The organism is Thiomonas sp. FB-6, assembly GCF_000377645.1.
Taxonomy (GTDB): domain Bacteria; phylum Pseudomonadota; class Gammaproteobacteria; order Burkholderiales; family Burkholderiaceae_C; genus Thiomonas_A.
The window spans coordinates 1-18,006 of record NZ_KB898484.1 but is presented as its reverse complement, the minus strand read 5'-3'; the positions used below and the strand labels follow the sequence as shown (position 1 = coordinate 18,006).

Sequence of the window (18,006 nt, the reverse complement as noted above, 5' to 3'; positions counted from 1 at the left end):
CCGCCATGCCTCGCAACATGTCATGCATTGTTACGATCTTGCGAGTGACAAGGCGCGTTCCGCCCCGCTGAATCGGCAGCCGGGCTGCGCGCTCGTGGCGTTTCGCTTTCCGGCTGGTCAAACGAAGGTGCCGGACGGTCATTGATGGCGATTCAACCGGTCCATACGATGTGAAAATGGAGGATGTTCGCCGTATCCGCAGGCAGCGCCTCAGGCGCATACTCGACGAGCAATTTCCGGGGCGAGGCGGACAGGCTTTGCTCGCGCAGGTTCTCGACCGCCAGACCGGCTACGTTTCCCGCTGCCTGAACGGGGAGAAACCCATCGGCGAGGTTTTCGCCCGGCATGTCGAACAGGCGCTGCATCTGCCGCGCTACTGGCTCGACGGAGATTTGCCCGAGGCGCGTCCGGTCCATCCGCGCCACGCCGCGTTGCTGGAGCGCTTCGACGCGCTTACCCCGGGCCAGCAACTCGAGTTCCTGGACCTGCTCGAGCGAGTGCGCAGGCGCAACGAGGAAATCTTCCAGCACCTGCAACTCAGATCCCCGCCGGCGGGCGGAGAGGGCGAAGCGGCCGCTTGAGTTCAAGGCCGCGGCGCATGGGCGCGGTCCGCGCGCGCCGTGGCGCCAGGCTCCGCGGCCTGCCGTAGCCGTTGTTCCAACTGCCAGCAAAAGCCCGAGAACAAAGCCCTCTGGATTCGCGTCTGCGCATGCACCGGCGGCAGTCCGAGCATGTGCTCGATGAGCATCGCGAGTCCGTAGGGACCGTCGCTTTGCGAACAGCGTTTCCAGAACCGGCGTCCGAGGGCTTCGCCGACGGGAAATGCCCGTGAATACGTGGTGCTTCCCTCCGGATCCGCCACGGGATCGTTTTCCAGGTATTCGAGGGTGCGGTCCACCATCGCCCGCAGGGATTCGTCGCCATCCAGGGGTAGCGCATGGCCTGAGGACCCGGAATACAGGGTTTCCGGCGATTCCTGTCGTGACTTGCCCGACATGCTGACCTCCCACTCAAGAGCGCCGCTGCACGCGAAGGCAAGAGTTCTTCGGCGTGTGCCGCATGCAGGGTCCAAGAATAATCCAGCGGCCCATGATTCGCTCGGTGCGTCATGGCTTGTTGCGGTTGCCGCGGGCCAGCACGGGCGCGGTTTGCGGCGCGCCCGAACCCGCCGCACCCGTTTCGCGCCTCCGTTTTGTAACACATTGCGCACATTCCCCTGGCAAAGGCCCCCTGGAACCTGAGAAAGCGTTCCGAACGGTCATGATTTGCGGTGCCTGGGGCGCTGCGGAAGACTCCATTTTCGGATCCTGGAATTCCAGAAAAATCCCCCGCGACGGGTTCCGTCAAGTCATGATTCGGCAGTATCAACGGGTTACGAATTTTCTGTTTGTGATAACCCGTGACATGCAAAATCATTGCGGTCATCGGTGGCTGCGAAGCCGTCCTGCCGCGCTCGCGGCCTTTCCTGCCTTGTTCTCTTTCCCGGGATCCTGAGCATGTTCAAGAATTTGCGTATCGGCGTCCGGCTGGGCCTGGGCTTCGGCCTGCTCGTGGCGCTGCTGGTCGTGCTCGCGGCGGTGTCGCTGGCGAGCATGAACTCCATGAAAAAGGCCACCGACGAGGCCACCAAGGTCGCGTGGCCCGAGGCGCACAAGGTCAGCGAGGTCAAGACCGACATCACCCAGATGGCCGTGGACTGCCGTGACCTGCTGCTGAGCAAGGACCCGGCCGAGGAGCAGCGCATCGCCACCCAGTTGCGCGACACCGAGCAGGCCAGCCACGAGGTGCTTCGCAAGCTCGCCGCCGAGGTGCGCAGCAGCAAGAGCAAGGACCTGCTGGGGCGCACCGACGAGGGGCTGAGCAGCTTCGGCCGCGCGCTTTCGGTGTGCGCGAACGCGCAGACAAGCGGCGGCGGCGACGCGCTGGGCATTTTTCGCAAGCAGGTGCGCCCGACCGAGCGCGCGGTGCAGGGGGACCTGCATGACCTGGACCAGGATTTCGTCGGCCACTTCGGCCAGGCCACCCAGGACGCCGATGATTCCTATGCCGCGGCGCGCGGCGCGGCGGCGGCCACCGGAGCGGTGGCGCTGGTGCTGGCGCTGGTGCTGGGCATCTGGATCACCCGTTCCATCACCGGTCCGCTGCGCCAGGCGGTGGGCGTGGCCCAGCGCGTGGCCGAGGGCGACCTGACGGTCAGCGTGCAGGCCGCCTCGCGCGACGAGACCGGCCAGTTGCTGGCCGCGCTGGCCGACATGGTGCAGCGCCTGACCTCCACGCTGAGCATGGTGCGCTCGGCCGCGGACAATCTCTCCGCCGCATCCACGCAGGTCTCGTCCACCTCGCAGAGCCTGTCCCAGGCCACCACCGAACAGGCGGCCTCGGTGGAGGAGACCTCGGCCACGCTGGAGCAGGCGGCAGCCTCGATCAAGCAGAACTCGGAGAACGCCAAGGTCACCGACTCCATCGCCCAGCAGGCCGCGGCGCAGGCCGGCGAGGGCGGCCAGGCGGTGGAGCGCACGGTGCAGGCCATGCGCGACATTGCCGAGCGCATCTCCCTGGTCGACGACATCGCCTACCAGACCAACATGCTGGCGCTCAACGCCGCCATCGAGGCGGCCCGCGCGGCCGAGCACGGCAAGGGCTTCGCGGTGGTGGCCGCCGAGGTGCGCAAGCTGGCCGAGCGCAGCCAGGTGGCCGCGAAGGAAATCGGCGACCTCGCCTCCGGCTCGCTCCAGCAGGCCGAGCGCGCGGGCCAGGTGCTGGGTGAAATGGTGCCGTCCATCGCCCGTACCTCTTCGCTGGTACAGGAGATCGCGGCGGCCTCGGACGAACAGTCCAGCGGCATGCAGCAGATCAACGTGGCGGTCAGCCAGCTCAACGGCGTGACCCAGCAGAACGCCTCGGCTTCCGAGGAACTCGCCGCCACCGCCGAGGAGATGAACGCACAGGCCCAGCAATTGCTGGAGAGCGTCAGCCGCTTCAAGCTGGCCGGCGAGCGCGGCGAGTCCACCGCCGCGCATCGGGTGCCTCCGGCACGGGACCGCACGCAGCGCGCCCAGCCGCGCCAGGCGGCTTTCGCGGGGCAGTCCCCCCAGGCCGCGCCGGCCGGATCGGGCGAGTCCTTCGTCAAGTTCTGAGGCACCCGCACGCCACCCGGAGACCCTCATGGCCCAAGACCTCACCGTCCACGCCGGCGCGGCGCGAGCCGCCGCCGACGGCCAGTACCTGACCTTCAGCCTCGGCGCGGCGCAGCCTTCCGAATCCGCGCCGACGCAGGCGCAGGCCGATCGCGGCGAGTACGGCCTGCCCATCCTGAGCGTGCGGGAGATCATTTCCTACGTGCGCCCCACGGCCCTGCCGGGCAGCGCGCCGGACCTGCGCGGCACCATCAACCTGCGTGGCAGCGCGGTGCCGGTGATCGACCTGGGCCAGCGCCTGGGCCTGGGCGTCACGCAGGTGCGCGCGCGCACCTGCATCGTCGTGGTCGAGGTGCCCGGCGGGGAGGGCACGCAATGCGTGGGCTTTCTCGCCGATGCGGTCAACGAGGTCATCGACGTGGAAGCCGCCCAGCTGCGCCCGGTGCCCACGCTGCAACGCGCGGCGACGGCATCCGGCATCGTCTCCAGCCTGGCCCAGCGCGGTGACGGCGGCTTCGTGGCCCTGCTCGCGGCTCGCGCGCTGCTCGCGCCGGACGAGGCCTGCGCACCGGCCGGCTCGCCCGCGCTGGCCCTGCAGGTCGACGCCTGAGATCCGGAGCCGGCGCGTTCGACCAGCGGGACGGAACTCTTGACCGTCGTGCTGCTACCGTCGCTGCTGGCACGGCTCGGCCTGACCGCGCTGGCGGCGGTGCTGGCGCTGGGCTGGCTGCTGTACCCCGGCTTCGCCGAACTGCGCAGCAGCCGCAGCAAGCTGCGCTGGCTGGCACGCCATGATGCGCTCACCGGCCTGCCCAACCGCCAGCAGTTGGTGGAACTGCTGCGCGCAGCCTTGCAGCGCGCGCGCGCCGGCGGGGGCATGCTGGCCGTGCTGTTTCTGGACCTGGACCGTTTCAAGACGGTCAACGAGTCCCTCGGCCACGAAGCCGGCGACCGGCTGCTGATGGACGTGTCCGCGCGCCTGCGCTCGGCGCTGGGCCCGGGCGACACCCTGGCCCGCCTGGGGGGCGACGATTTCGTGGTGCTGCTCGACCTGCTGGCCGACGCCGCCGCGGCCTCGCGCGTGGCCGAGCGCCTGCTGCATGCGTTGCGCGCGCCCTTCCCGATGGGAGAGCATGTCGTCTACACCGGCGCGACCGTGGGCATCGCGCTTTCCCCTGGCGACGGCAGCGACGTCGATCGCCTGCTGGGACGCGCCGATGCGGCGCTGTTCCAGGCCAAGCAGGCGTCGCCCGGAAGCTGGCGCTTTTTCAGCGACGGCGACCCCCGCCTGCTGGATGAGCGCCTGGAGCTGGAAAGCGCGCTGCGCGGCGCGCTGCAGGCCGGGCAGTTCGAACTCCACTACCAGCCCAAGGTGGACGTGCGCAGCGGGCACCTGAGCGGCGCCGAGGCGCTGTTGCGCTGGCACCGTCCCGGACAGGGGACGGTGCCGCCCGGGGTGTTCGTTCCCCTGCTGGAGGACATGGGCCTGATCGCCGCGGTGGGCGAGTGGGTGATCGGCGCCGTGTGCGCCCAGCAGGCGCGCTGGCGCGCGCAGGGCCTGGAGCCGGTCTCCGTGGCCGTGAACTGCTCGGCGCGGCAATTCCAGGGATGCTCGCTGGCCGAGCAGGTGGCGCGCGCGCTGCGCGCCCATGGCCTGCCGGGGCGGCTGCTGGAGATCGAGGTCACCGAGAGCGTGCTCATGCAAAAGCCCGACAGCGTCGGCGAGGTCATGCGCTCCCTGCAGGACATGGGCGTGGAATCGTCCATCGACGACTTCGGCACCGGCTACTCCTCGCTGGCCTACCTCAAGCGCCTGCCCGTGCGCACCCTGAAAATCGACCGCGCCTTTCTTCTCAGCCTGCCCGACGACGCCGAGGACGCCGCCATCGTGCAGGCCGTGCTCGCGCTGGCGCGCGCGCTGGGGCGCAAGGTGGTGGCCGAGGGCGTCGAGCGCGCCGGGCAACTGGACTTCCTGCGCCGGCACGGCTGCGACGAATACCAGGGCTACCTGTGCGCGCCGGCGCTGGCTCCCGCCGAATTCGCCCGCATGCTGCAGGCCCGGCGCACGGCCGGCGCGTAGCCGGCCGCACCGGCCGCCTCCTGCCCGGCCGCGGCCTCACTGCCGCGGCCCGATTCCCCCGCGCACGCGCGGGCGCCCGCCGCGCAGCACAATCGCCCCGCGCCGTGGATGCCCTCGATGCCCCTGCTGGCCCTTGCGATGCTCGTCGGATGCTGGCTGCACCTGCGCCAGGCCGGCCTGTGGCCGCAAGCTGCCTACGGCGCGATGGTGCTGGCTGCCTCGGCCTCGCTGGCGGGGCTGGCGTGGCTGCGACTGCAGTTTCCCGCCGGCGCCACCAGGCTGCGCGCCACGCGCGCCGTGCTCACGGCCTGCGCCGCGGCCGAACTGGTGTTCGGCCTCGCCGGCTGGCGCGCGGTGCCGCGCCTGCACGAGCGCCTGGCGCCCGCGCTGTGGGGCGCCAGCCTGCAGGTGGAGGGCGTGGTGCAGGGCCTGCCCAGCCGCGACGCTTCCGGCGCGCGCTTCGAGTTCGCGCCGCTGCCGGGGCAGCCTGGGCTGCCGCCGCGCCTGCAGGTGTCGTGGAGCGCCGCCGGCGGCCAGGCGCCGCCGCGCCTGCGCGCCGGCCAGGCCTGGAGCCTGCCGCTGCGCCTGCGCCCGGCGCAGGGCCTGGCCAACCCCGGCGGCGCCGACGCCGAGTTGCGCTGGCTGCGCCAGGGCGTGGGCGGCCTGGCCAGCCTGCGCCACGCCCGCGACGCCGAGCCCGCGCGGCGTCGCCCCGAACTCGACCGCGCCTCGCCATGGCAGCGCCTGCAGGCGCTGCGCGAGGGCCTGCGCGCGCGCCTGGAGCGCGCGCTGGCCGGCCACCCCCGCGCGGGCACGCTGGCCGCGCTGGCGCTGGGCGACCAGAGCGCCATCGGCGAGCAGGAATGGCAGCTGTACCGCGCCACCGGCGTGGCCCACCTGATGGCCATCTCCGGCCTGCACGTGACCATGCAGGCCTGGCTGGCGGGGGCCCTGGCCGGTGCACTCTGGCGCCGCCTGCGCTGGCGCGGGCTGCCCTTGCCGCTGTGGCTGGCCGCGCCCTGGCCGGTCGGTGCGGCACGCGCGCTGGCCGCGCTGGCCTATGCCGCGCTCGCCGGCCTCGGGGTGCCGGCGCAGCGCGCGCTGCTGATGCTGGCGGTGGCGCTGGGGCTGCGCCTGTGCGCGCGGCGCCTGGCCTGGTCGCAGGTGCTGGCCGCGGCGCTGTGTGCGGTGCTGCTGTGGGACCCCTGGGCGGTGGCGCAGCCGGGGGCCTGGCTGTCCTTCGGCGCCGTCGCCGCGCTGCTGCTGGCCGAGCCGCGGGCTGCGGCGAGGCCACACGCGCAGGCGGGCCCGCGCTGGCGCCGGGCCTGGCAGCGCCTGCGCGCCGCCGCGCGTGCCCAGTGGGCCGTGAGCCTGGCGCTGGCGCCGCTGAGCCTGGTGTTTTTCCAGCAGGTCTCGCTGGTGGCGCCGCTGGCCAACGCGCTGGCCATTCCCGCCGTCACGCTGGGCGTGCTGCCGCTGGCGGTCGGCGGCTTCGTGCTGCCCCCGCCCCTCGACGCGCTGGCCTGGCGCCTGGCCGCGGCGCTGCAGGACGCGGTGCTGGTCCCGCTGGGACGCATGGCATCGTGGCCGCTGGCGCAGTGGCAAGGCGCAGCGCCCGCGGCGCCCGCGCTGGCGCTGGCCTTGCCCGCGGTGCTGGCGCTGGTGCTGCCCTGGCCCTGGCGCCTGCGCCTGCCGGGGCTGGCCGTGCTGGCCCTGCTGCTGCTGGCGCCGGCGCCGCGCCCGCCTTCCGGGCATCTGCAGGCCTGGATGGCCGACGTGGGGCAGGGCAGCGCCATCGTGCTGCGCACCCGGCGCCACACCCTGGTGTTCGACACCGGTCCCCCGCTGGGCCGGGGCCGGGACGCCGGCTCGGCCGTGCTGCTGCCGCTGTTGCGTCAACTGGGTGAGCGCCAGCTCGACCTGGTCGTGCTCAGCCACGCCGATGCCGACCACATCGGCGGCGCCGGCTCGCTGGCCCGCGCCTACCCCGGCACGGCGGCCGCCGGCTCGGTCGCGCCCGAGCGTCTGCGTGCGCTGGGCTTCGGCTCCGCCAGCCGCTGCCTGGCCGGCCGGGCCTGGAGCTGGGACGGCGTGCGTTTCGAGTGGCTGCACCCCGGGCCGGGCAGCCTGCTGCGCGAGGACAACGCCGGTTCCTGCGTGCTGCGCGCCGCGTCCGCCCACGGTTCCGTGCTGCTCGCGGGGGACCTGGAACGGCCCCAGGAGCTCGCCCTGCTGCGCCAGCCGCGGGAATCCGGCCCGCGTGCCGAACTGCGTGCCGACCTGCTGGTGGCCGGCCACCACGGCAGCCGAGGCTCCAGCAGCGAGGCGTTCCTGCGCGCCGTGGCGCCGCGCGCGGTCGCGGTGCAGGCGGGCCTGCTCAACCGCTATGGCCACCCGCATCCCGAGTTCCTGGCCCGCCTGCGCGCCCAGGGCCTGTGCCCCGGACGCACCGACCTGCAGGGTGCGCTGCTCTGGGACGATCGCCAGCCCTGGCGCCTGCTCGGGTGGCGCGCGCAGCCACCACGATACTGGCGCTCGCCGGCCGAATCCTGCACGACCTCTCAGCAGGAAAGCCCGATTGTTCCATGATTTCGAATCGATTCCTAAGTACATAATCAGCTGCGAATAACACACGCGGCATCCGACCCGCCTCGATAATCCTCGTGGGCGCGGTCGCATGGGTACAACACCCTGCATGTTCGCAAAAACAACTACCGCACGAACTCCTGCAGAATTCGTGGCTTCCGTCACGCCTGTCGGATCTGCTTGCAAATCCGTATCGATTCCGCGCATTCGGAAAACCGGCATTGCCTAGCATGGGCGCTGCGCCGGCAGTGCGTAATCCCGGCGGGATCCTTGCCGCATGGATTTCGTTTCCCCCAGAGCCCATCCTTGTTCCCCGCATCCCGACGCGCCGCGTGGCTCCTCACGGTCACCGCCCTGTATCCCCTCGTGGCCCACGCCCAGACCCCGCCAGCCGATGCCGCCGCGCAGGGGCTGCTGCGCCAGCAGCAGCGCCAGCGCCAGGCACAGGCCCTGCTGGGCTCCGGGCCGGACCAGTTGCGCGCCGGTGCCGCAGCGCCACCGGACCTGCGCCACCTTCCTCGCGAAGCACCCTGTTTCGTGCTGTCCTCGATTCGCCTGCGTGGCGCCCGCGCCCGGCGCCTGTCATGGCTGACGCAGGACCTGCGCCCGGTGCTCGGGCAATGCGTGGGCGTGCAGGGCCTGGACCGCATCGCCACCGCGCTGGACGCCCATCTCGTGGCGCTGGGCTACGCCACCAGCCGCGTGAGCTTCGCGCCCCAGAACCTGCGCCGCGGAGTGCTGCGCATCCACCTCGACGTGGGCACCATCGCGGCCATCCACATGGAGGATGCCCAGGGCCGCCCGGACACCGCCTGGGGCACCTGGCGCAACGCCTTTCCCACCGGCGCCGGCGACATCCTGAACCTCCGCGACCTGGAGCAGGGCATCGAGCAGATGGACCGCCTGCAAAGCCAGGCCGTGCACACCAATCTCGTGCCAGGGCCGGCTCCGAACACCAGCGTGGTGGTGATCCAGCGCCTAAGTCCACACGCGGCCCCGCCGCTCGGGCGCCTGCACGGAGGCGTCACGCTGGACAACTCCGGCAGCCGCTTGCTGGGCCGCCCGGAGCTGTCCATGGCGCTGTCCTACGACAACCCGCTGGGCCTCAACGACATCGTCTCGGCCAGCGTCAACACCAACGTCGAGAACCCCGACCCCGCGCACCGCTCGCAAAGCGCCGCTCTGAGCTACAGCATTCCCTGGGGCTACACCCTGCTCAGCCTGAGCGCGCAGTACCTGCGCTTCGCGCAAATGGTGCAGGGCACCAGCGTGCAGTTCCTCTCCAGCGGCGTGACCCGCACCCAGCAAGCGCGCCTGGACGCGACCGTCTGGCGCACCGCCTCCACCAAGATTGGAGTTTTCGGCGCGCTGCTGGCGCGCCAGAGCAAGGCCTGGCTCGACGACGTGGAACTCGTCGTGCAGCGCCGCCGCACCGTCGACCTCGACGCCGGCGTGGACTTCACCACCGCGCTGCCCGGCGCCGGCAGGGTCTCCGGCTCGCTGGACTACCGCCAGGGCCTGGCCGGCCTGGGCGCCCAGGCCGAGCTGCCCACCGCCGCGCAAGGGGGCTTGACCGTGCGCCCGCGCATCACCTCGGCCAGCCTGTCCTGGACCCAGCCCTTCGAGGCCGCCGGCGGGCGTTGGCAGTACGCGCTGAGCCTGCGCGGCCAGACCACGCCCGACACCCTGGTCACCGAGGACCTGTTCGTCATCGGCGACCGCAGCACCGTGCGCGGCTTCGACGGCAACGCCGTGCTCGAGGCCGAGAACGGCTACGTGCTGCGCAACGACCTGGCGCGCCAGGTGCAGCTGCTGCCGGGCTGGAGCACGGCGGCCTACCTGGGGCTCGATCTCGGGCGGGTGTGGGGCCCGAGCGCCGCGAACCTCGCCGGCACGCGCCTGGCCGGAGCCGCGCTGGGCCTGAAGGGCCAGCACGGGCACCTGCAGTTCGACCTGGCGCTGGCCACCCCGCTGGAGCAGCCCGCGGCGCTGCACAGCCAGGCGCTCAACCTGTATGCCTCGGCCACCGTGGCCTTCTGAAACCCCAAGCCGCGCCGAGCCTGCCATGACGCCCTGTTTCGCCACCCTCAAGCGCCGAATTCTCACGGTCACGTTGGCGCTGTTCCTCGGGCAGCAGTGGCTGGGCAGCGCCGAGGCCGTGGCCGCGGGCATCGTGCCGGCGGCGAATGCCCCGGCCGCCAATCATCCGCTGACCGACACCGCGCGCAACGGCGTGCCCATCGTCGACATCGCCCCGCCCAGCGCCGCGGGGGTGTCGAACAACCAGTACAGCCAGTTCAACGCCGCCAGCAACGGCGCCATCCTCAACAACAGTGCCGGCAACGTGCAGACCCAGCTCGGGGGCTGGATCTCCGGCAACCCGCTGCTGGGCTCCACCCCGGCCAAGGTGATCCTCAACCAGGTCACCTCGGGCAAGCCCTCGCAGCTGCTGGGCGCGCTGGAAGTGGCGGGCCAGGCCGCCGACGTGGTGGTCGCCAACCCCGCCGGCATCGCCTGCAACGGCTGCAGTTTCATCAACACCCCCCATGCCACCCTCACCACCGGCACCCCCGAGTTCGACGCCGGCGGGAACCTGCGCGGATTCCACGTCACCCAGGGCGTGATCGACGTGGGCGCGGCCGGCCTGGACGCCCAGCAAGCCGAGAGGCTGGACCTGGACGCGCGCGGCCTGACGGCCGAAGGCGGCATCTGGGCGCACCAGCTGGGGGTGGTCGCCGGCGCGGCCGACGTGCCCTACGGCAGCACCCAGGCCAGCGCCCAGGCCGGCGCGGGCAACGCGCCCGAGTTCGCGGTCGACGTCGCGGCGCTGGGCGGCATGTACGCCGACACCATCGACCTGGTCGCCACCGACGCCGGGCTCGGGGTCAACAGCCAGGGGCGCCTGGCCGCGCTGCAGGGCAACCTGCGCCTGGCCGCCAACGGCAAGCTCAGCCTGGCCGACACCTCGGCCGCGGGCCCGCTGCAGCTGTCGGGTACCCACGTGGACCTGAGCGGCATCACGGCCAGCACCGGCGCTTCGGTGCAGGTGGACGCCACGGGAGCCCTGGACAACAGCGGCCAGGTGGATGCGGCCAGCGGCCTGAGCCTGCAGGCCGCAAGCGTGACCAACACCGGCACCCTGGTCCAACGCGATACGGCGCAGCCGCTGTCCCTCGCAACGCCCGGATCCCTCGACAACTCCGGCACCCTCGCCAGCGCGGGAGGCCTCAGCGCCCAGGCCGGCTCCATCGCCGACACCGGCGGCGCCTGGAGCGCCCAGGGCGATCTGAGCCTGCAGGCGGCGGGGAGCCAGAGCCTCTCGGACACGATCCTGCAGGCCGGCGGGAACATCACCCTGGCCGCCACCGCGGGCGACCTGCGGACCACGGGCGCGCAAATCACCGGCAATGGCAACCTGAGCGCCAGCGCAAGCGGCCTGCTCGCCAACGCCGGCGGCACCTGGCAGAGCGCGGGCAACGCCGCGCTGCAAGGCGCCTCCATCACCAACAGCGGTACCGTGCAGGCCGGCGGCACGTTGCAGGCCACGGCTGCCAACGCGCTGAACAACGCCGGCGGCACGCTCGAATCCACCGGCGACCTCGGCGCCTCGGGCGCCAGCCTCACCAACGACGGCGGGACCCTGGCCAGCGGCGCGGCCACGACGCTGAGCGCCCTGCAAGGCCTGAGCAACCAGGGCGGCACGATCTCCGGAGCGTCTTCACTGAGCGTCGACGCCGCAGCGGCTGCGCTCAAAAACGCCTCCGGCACCCTGGTGTCGGGCGGCGCGGCCACGATCAGCGCCGGCGCCCTGACCAACGACGGCGGCAGCCTCGTCGCGGCCACGACCCTGCAGGCCACCACCGGCGCGCTCGGCAACGCGGCCGGCCTGATCGAGTCCGGCGGCAACCTGTCGCTGGACACCCAGGGCGCAGCGCTGTCCAACACCGCAAGCGGCACCACCGGGAGCAACACGGGCGGCATCCTCTCGGGCGGCACCCTCAGCCTGCGCTCGGGCGCCCTCAGCAACACCACCGGCGTGATCGCAAGCCAGGGCGACCAGAGCCTGAGCGTCGCCGGCGACCTGGACAACGCCGGCGGCAGCATCGCCACCCAGGGCACGCTTGCCGTCACCACCCCCGGCACGCTCACCAACACGGGCGGCACCCTCGCCGCGCTCGGGACGGCAAGCCTGAACGCCGGCACCCTGGACAACAGTGCCGGCGGGCAGATCTCCGCCCAGGACCTCACGCTCACCGCGGGCTCCATCGGCAACCGCGCCGGCACGCTGCAGGCGGGGCAGGACGCAACCCTCACTACCTCCAGCCTGGACAACACCTCGGGCACGCTCAGCGCCCAGCGCCAACTGGCCGCGAGTGCCACGACCCTGGCCAACAGCGGGGGCACCCTGGTGGGCAATGCCGGGGTGAACCTGACGACCAGCAGCTCCAGCTTCGGGGGCACGATCAACTCCGCCGGCGCCGTGAACCTCACGGTGAACGGCGCCTACGTCAACACCGGCACGGTCTCCACCCAGGGCGACCTGAACGTGCAGGCGCAAAGCCTGAGCAACGCCGCGGGCGCCACGCTGGCCTCCGGCGGCAACCTCGGTGTCACCACGAGCGCAGACCTCAGCAACGCCGGTACCTTGGATGCCGCGGGCTCGGCCACCCTGGCCGCGGGCGGCACCCTGAGCAACTCCGGGCTGATCGACAGCGGCGCCACAACCTCACTCACGGCCCCGACCCTGGACAACACCGGGCGCATCTACGGCGGCACCGTGGGCATCACCGCCGCCAGCCTGAGCAACTCCGGCGGTGCGGTGATCGCCTCCCGCGCGGACATGACCATCGCGGCGGACAGCGTGTCCAACACGGGCGGCTCCACGCTTCTGGCGCTGGGCAGCCTGCGCATCGCAGGCGCCTTCGACCCCGGCACCGGCGCCGCCACGCGCGCCACCGCCAGCCTGCTCAACGCTTCCTCCACGATCCAGGCCGGCGGCAACCTGGCCATCGACGCGGCCTCCGTCACCAACCGCAACGACCACCTGGTGCTGGGCGCGAGCACGAGCACGCAGGCCTTGACCGACACCGTGGTGAAGGTGCAGGGCACGTCTCCGGCCACCGCGCTGCTCGACGCTTCCACGCTGGGCTACGTGCCGCACGGCAACCCGGTCGACGGCGGGCGCGCGTACTGGGTGCTGCCCAGCTCGCAGTACCCCTTTGCCGTGTTCGGCGCCGCGCCGCTCACGCAGGAGATCGTCCCGGACTGCAGCGGCGTGTCCGCCGACGGGCTCGGAAGTTGCACCTACACCTACACCTACGCCGTCACGGACCCCATCTGGCAGAAGTTCGGCGTGACGCCCCCGCCTCAGGCGCCGACCCCACCGGCAGGCGCTCCGAGCTACAGCGGCAGCGACGCGCAGGGCAACCCGACGGTCGTGAGCTGCGCCGATCCCTCCACGGGCCAGGACATCCTCACCGGCGCCTGCGGCACCTACTGGCAGCAGGAGAACGTCTACCAGTCGCCTGCCGTACAGGCCCAGGTGCAGCAAGCTCAGACCGGCCTGGACCAGGCCATCACCGCCTTCAACGCCGACCAGAGCAGCCGCATCATCTCGCAATACGTCGAGTACCACGTCGACAGCCAGACCACGGTCACGCCCAGCGTCGTGTCCACCGATCCGGCCAGGATCCTCGCCGGCGGCAACCTCACGGTGACCGGCGGCGCGGCCGGCTCGCTGCTCAATGCCGACAGCGCGATCGTCGCCGGGGGCAGCCTCGACATCGCCACCGGCGAGCTGAACAACCAGTCCACCACGGCCACGCAGACCCAGACTCAGACGGGCGCCATCGAGGCATGGACCAAGCAATCCGGCGGGTTGTTCTCTTCCGATCACTTGGTTTGCAACGGAGTCAACTACCCGCCCTGCGGCGCGGGCGCGCTCTACACCACTCAGTCGAGCAGCACGGTCGACCTGAACACCGTCACCGTGGTCTCCGGCGGCAACCCCGGCACCGGCAGTGCGCCGGCGGCAGCACCCGTCACCCCCAGCAGCGTGGTGGCCGCGGGCGTGGCCGCTCCGCAGCCCGTCGCCATCCATGCTCCGCCGGCCTTGCAGCAGGTGAGCGTGCCCGGCATGAACGGCGGCTCTGCCCTGGTGGTCAGTACCTCGCCGCCTTCACTCGATCTGCCGGCCAATCAGCTGTTCCAGGTCGATGCCGCCCCCAACGCCCCCTACGTGGTGGAGACCGACCCGGCCTTCACCAACCAGCGCAACTTCCTCAGCTCCGACTACTACCTGCAGCAGCTGGCCATCGACCCCGCCCAGTGGCAGCTGCGCTACGGCGACGGCTTCGCCGAGCAGCAGTTGGTGCAGAACCAGATCCTGGCGCTCACCGGGCGCGACATCCTGGCCGACTACACCTCCACCCAGGCCGAGTACCAGGCGCTGATGAACGCTGGCGTGGCCTATGCCAAGGCCTACGGCATCGCCCCCGGGGTCAGCCTGAGCGCGGCGCAGATGGCGCGGATCACCACCGACATGGTGCTGCTGACCACGCAGGCGGTGACCCTGCCCGACGGGACGACCGAGCAGGTGCTGGTGCCCCAGGTGTACCTGGCCCATCCGCAGGGCCAGGACCTCACCCAAGGCGGCGCGCTGATCGCCGGCGGCACCGTGACCCTGACCACGGCGCAGGACCTCGCCAACAGCGGCACGATCAGCGGCTCCAGCGTGAGCGCCAGCGCGGGCCAGGACCTGGTCAACCGCGGCACCATCGCCGGGCAGCAGGTCCTGCTGTCGGCCAGCAACGACCTGCAGGACCTGTCGGGGCTGGTGCAGGGCACCAGCGACACCAGTTCCTTGAGCCTGCTGGCCGGGCGCGACCTGCTGCTGCAGACCCAGGCCATCCCGGTGGCCGACGTAGCCAGCACGAACACCGGCACCACCAGCCTGGGCCACGTGGCCACGGTGCAAGGCGGCAGCATCACGCTGCAGGCCGCGCGCGACCTGGTGGCCCAGGGCGCGCAGGTGGCCTCCGCGGGGGATCTCACGGCGCTGGCGGGCCGCAACCTGAACGTCGGCGCGACCACCACCACCTACCAGTTCGCCACCAGCAGCCAGGCGGGCGACACCCTGGCGATCCAGCAAAGCGGCAGCACCCAGCACGGCAGCACGCTGAGCGCCGGGGGCAACGCCACGCTGGTGGCGCAGGGCGGGGACCTGACGGTGCAGGCCAGCCAGGTGGCCGCCGGCCACGACGCTGTGCTCAGCGGCCACAACGTGAGCATCGCCGCGGGCGTGAACAGTGCCAGCGACGCCACGCAGCTGCAGTGGAGCGCGGGTCACGCCACGCTTGCCGACAGCAGCCAGGGCGCGGCCGGCGCGGGGGTGAGCGCAGGCAACAACTTGAGCGTGCAGGCCGTGGGCAACGGCCAGGCGGGCAGTGGCGATCTCACCGTGACGGGGGCGAGCCTGAGTGCCCAGAACGGCCAGGCGACGCTGCAGGCGGCGCACGATCTGAACGTGGGCACGCTGGCGTTGTCGCAGAGCAGCAGCGCGCAGGTGCACAGCGAGAGCCATGGATTCCTGTCCCACGGCAGCGTCACCAGCGATACGAGCAGCGCCAGCACCACCCAGCAGGGCAGCACGGTGTCGGGCAACACGGTGGCGATGGACGCTGGGCACGACCTGGGCGTGAGCGGCTCGAACGTCGCCGGCACCGGCAACGTGGCGCTGCAGGCGGGCCACGACGTCACCATCACGGCCGCCACCAACACCGCCAGCAGCAGTTCCTACTACGAAGCCGATCAGAGCGGCTTGTTCTCCAGCGGCATGGGCCTCACCCTCGGCCACAGCCGCCAGACCGACCAGACCAACGGCAGCGGCACGACCCAAAGCAGCAGCCGCAGCCTGGTGGGCAGCACCAAGGGCAACCTCAGCATCACCGCCGGCAACGCCGCCACGGTCAGCGGCAGCGACCTGGTCGCGGGCATCTCGAACGGGCAGGCAGCCGCGGGCCCCGGCAGCGGCAACCTGAGCATCGACGCCAAGGCCATCACCATTGACCCGGGGGCCGACCAGCAGCAATCCTCCGAGCACCAGACCTTCAGCCAGAGCGGCCTGAGCGTGAGCCTGGGCGGGGCAGTGGTCAACGCGCAGCAGAGCATCGACCAGGTGGCGCAGGCCGCGCAGAGCACCTCCGACGCGCGGGTGAAGGCGCTGGCGGGCGCGACAGCCGGACTGGCCGCCTACAACGCCACGCAGGCCGTGGGCAACGACGCCGTGTCGCTGAGCGTGACGGTGGGCTCCAGTCACAGCGACAGCACCAGCGCCAGCAGCAGCCTCACGCACAACGGCAGCACCCTGAACGCGGCCGGCAACGTCGATCTGAACGCCCATGGCGGCGCTCAGGCCTCCAACCTCACGATCACCGGCAGCCAGGTGAAGGCCGGCGGCAACGTCAACCTCTCGGCCGACAACGCCGTGACCCTGCAGGCCGCGCAGGACACGACGAGCAGCCAGAGCGCAAGCCACGGCTCCAGCAGCGCCGTGGGGTTGGGCATCTCGGCGGGCTCCTCCGGTTGGGCCGCGGGGGTCACCGCCAGCGCGAGTTCGCCCAGGAGCCAGGGCCATGGCAGCAGCCTGAGCCAGCAGAACACCACGCTCAGCGCCGGGCAGAGCCTGGCGATCCATTCCGGAGGCGACACCACGCTGGCCGGGGCCGTGGCCTCGGGGCGGCAGGTGACGGCCGACGTGGGCGGCAATCTGAACATCACCAGCCTGCAGGACACGGCCAGCAGCCACAGCAGCGGGCAGAGCGTGGGCGCCAGCGTGACGGCGGGCGTGGGCTTCTCGGGCAGCGCCAGCGCGAGCTCGCAGCACCTCGACGCCAGCTACGCCAGCGTGCAGCAGCAGTCGGGGCTGGAGGCGGGCGACGGCGGCTTCCAGGTGAAGGTGAAGGGCAACACGGGGCTGACGGGCGGCGTGATCGAGAGCAGCCAGGCGGCGGTGGACCAAGGCAAGAACCGCCTGATCACCGGCACCCTCACCGCGGCAAGCGTTGCCAACCGCGGCAGCTACAGCGGGCAGAGCCTCGGGGTGAGTGCCGGCCTGAGCGCCGGGCCGGGGCAGTCGGGCCAGGCCAGCACCAACGGCGGTGCGCCGCAGCCCACGTCCGGGCCGAACCACGAGGCCAGCTTCGGTAACAGCGCCGACGTGGGCCTGCCCACGACGATCGGCGCCTCGGGCAGCGCCAGCAGCGCGACGCCAAGCGGCATCAGCGGCGGGACGATCACCATCACCAACGCCCAGGCACAGCAGCAGCTGAGCGGGCAGACGACGCAGCAGGCGGTGGCCGGCACCAACCGGAACGTGAGCACGGGCACGAACACGGCCAACGCCATCGCCAACCCGTACAACGCCAGCCAGGTGCAGGCGGCCTTCACGGTGACGCAGGCCTTCACGCAGCAGGTGGGGCAGTTCCTGGCGACCAAGGCGGCGCAGGCCGATGCGGCCCAGAAGGCGCTGGACCAAGCCAAGGCGGACCCCAAGGCCACGCCGCAGCAGGTGGCGCAGGCGCAGCAGCAGGCCGATGCGACGGCCTTGTGGGCGCCGGGGGGAGCGTACAACCGGATCCTGACGGCCTTCACGGCGGCGGCCGGGGGCAACGCGACGGGCGGGGCCACGCAGCTGGTGCAGGCGGCGGCCGTAGGCTACCTGCAGGGGCTGGGCGCGCAGCAGGTCAAGGCGCTGGCCGATGGCTTCGAAAGCGCAGGCCAGCCCAACGCGACGAGCGAGGCGGTGCGCACGGCGCTGCAGGCGCTGGTGGGCTGCGCGGGGGCGCAGGCGGCCACGGGAAGTTGCAGCGCGGGCGCCATGGGGGCGGCGGCCAGCGTGGTGCTCAACGACGCGCTGGACGCGGCGCAGGGCGTCTCGGGCGAGAGCCTCAGTCCCTCGGACAAGCAGAACCGGCAGAACCTGGTGGGATCTCTGGTGGCGGGCATCGCGGCGCAGGCCGGGGTCAACGCCAACGCGGCCAGCGGCTCGGCGCAGGTGGAGACGGGGAACAACGCGCTGTCGCTCACCCAGATGGCCCAGGCGATCCGCAAGACCGCCGGCTGCCTGAACACGATGGACATGGGTTGCGTGCGGCAGACGGTGGACGCGGCGCGCAAGCTCGATCAGGCGCAAAGCGACGCGGT

General features: G+C 72.0%; 8 protein-coding genes. 6 read left to right on the top strand and 2 right to left on the bottom strand.

The annotated features are described in order from the left end of the window. Nucleotides 1-152: 152 nt before the first annotated feature. Nucleotides 153-536, bottom strand: coding sequence for a hypothetical protein (locus tag D466_RS23950; RefSeq protein WP_156004250.1), 384 nt, complete (start codon nt 534-536; stop codon nt 153-155). Nucleotides 537-583: 47 nt separating this feature from the next. Beyond that, a complete protein-coding gene (locus tag D466_RS0111945) occupies nt 584-997 on the bottom strand; it encodes a hypothetical protein (protein ID WP_156004248.1) in 414 nt (137 codons plus the stop codon). Nucleotides 998-1,496: 499 nt separating this feature from the next. Here D466_RS0111945 and D466_RS21595 point away from each other — a divergent pair, with 499 nt between their 5' ends. From D466_RS21595 to D466_RS0111915, 6 genes are all read left to right on the top strand, one after another. After that, a complete protein-coding gene (locus D466_RS21595; RefSeq protein WP_018913949.1) occupies nt 1,497-3,137 on the top strand; it encodes a methyl-accepting chemotaxis protein in 1,641 nt (546 codons plus the stop codon). A gap of 28 nt (nt 3,138-3,165) precedes the next feature. Beyond that, nucleotides 3,166-3,747 (top strand): chemotaxis protein CheW, encoded by a 582-nt coding sequence (locus tag D466_RS21590; protein ID WP_018913948.1) that lies wholly within the window; start codon nt 3,166-3,168, stop codon nt 3,745-3,747. Nucleotides 3,748-3,795: 48 nt separating this feature from the next. Next, nucleotides 3,796-5,217: a bifunctional diguanylate cyclase/phosphodiesterase gene (locus D466_RS21585; RefSeq protein ID WP_231385713.1), complete on the top strand. Its 1,422-nt coding sequence runs from the start codon at nt 3,796-3,798 to the stop codon at nt 5,215-5,217. 117 nt (nt 5,218-5,334) lie between these two features. Further along, nucleotides 5,335-7,806 (top strand): DNA internalization-related competence protein ComEC/Rec2, encoded by a 2,472-nt coding sequence (locus D466_RS21580; protein WP_018913946.1) that lies wholly within the window; start codon nt 5,335-5,337, stop codon nt 7,804-7,806. A 303-nt stretch (nt 7,807-8,109) separates the two neighbouring features. After that, nucleotides 8,110-9,843: a ShlB/FhaC/HecB family hemolysin secretion/activation protein gene (locus tag D466_RS21575; RefSeq protein ID WP_156004244.1), complete on the top strand. Its 1,734-nt coding sequence runs from the start codon at nt 8,110-8,112 to the stop codon at nt 9,841-9,843. A gap of 25 nt (nt 9,844-9,868) precedes the next feature. After that, nucleotides 9,869-18,006, top strand: an 8,138-nt coding sequence (locus D466_RS0111915) for a hemagglutinin repeat-containing protein (protein WP_018913944.1), incomplete at its 3' end; no start/stop codon positions are given.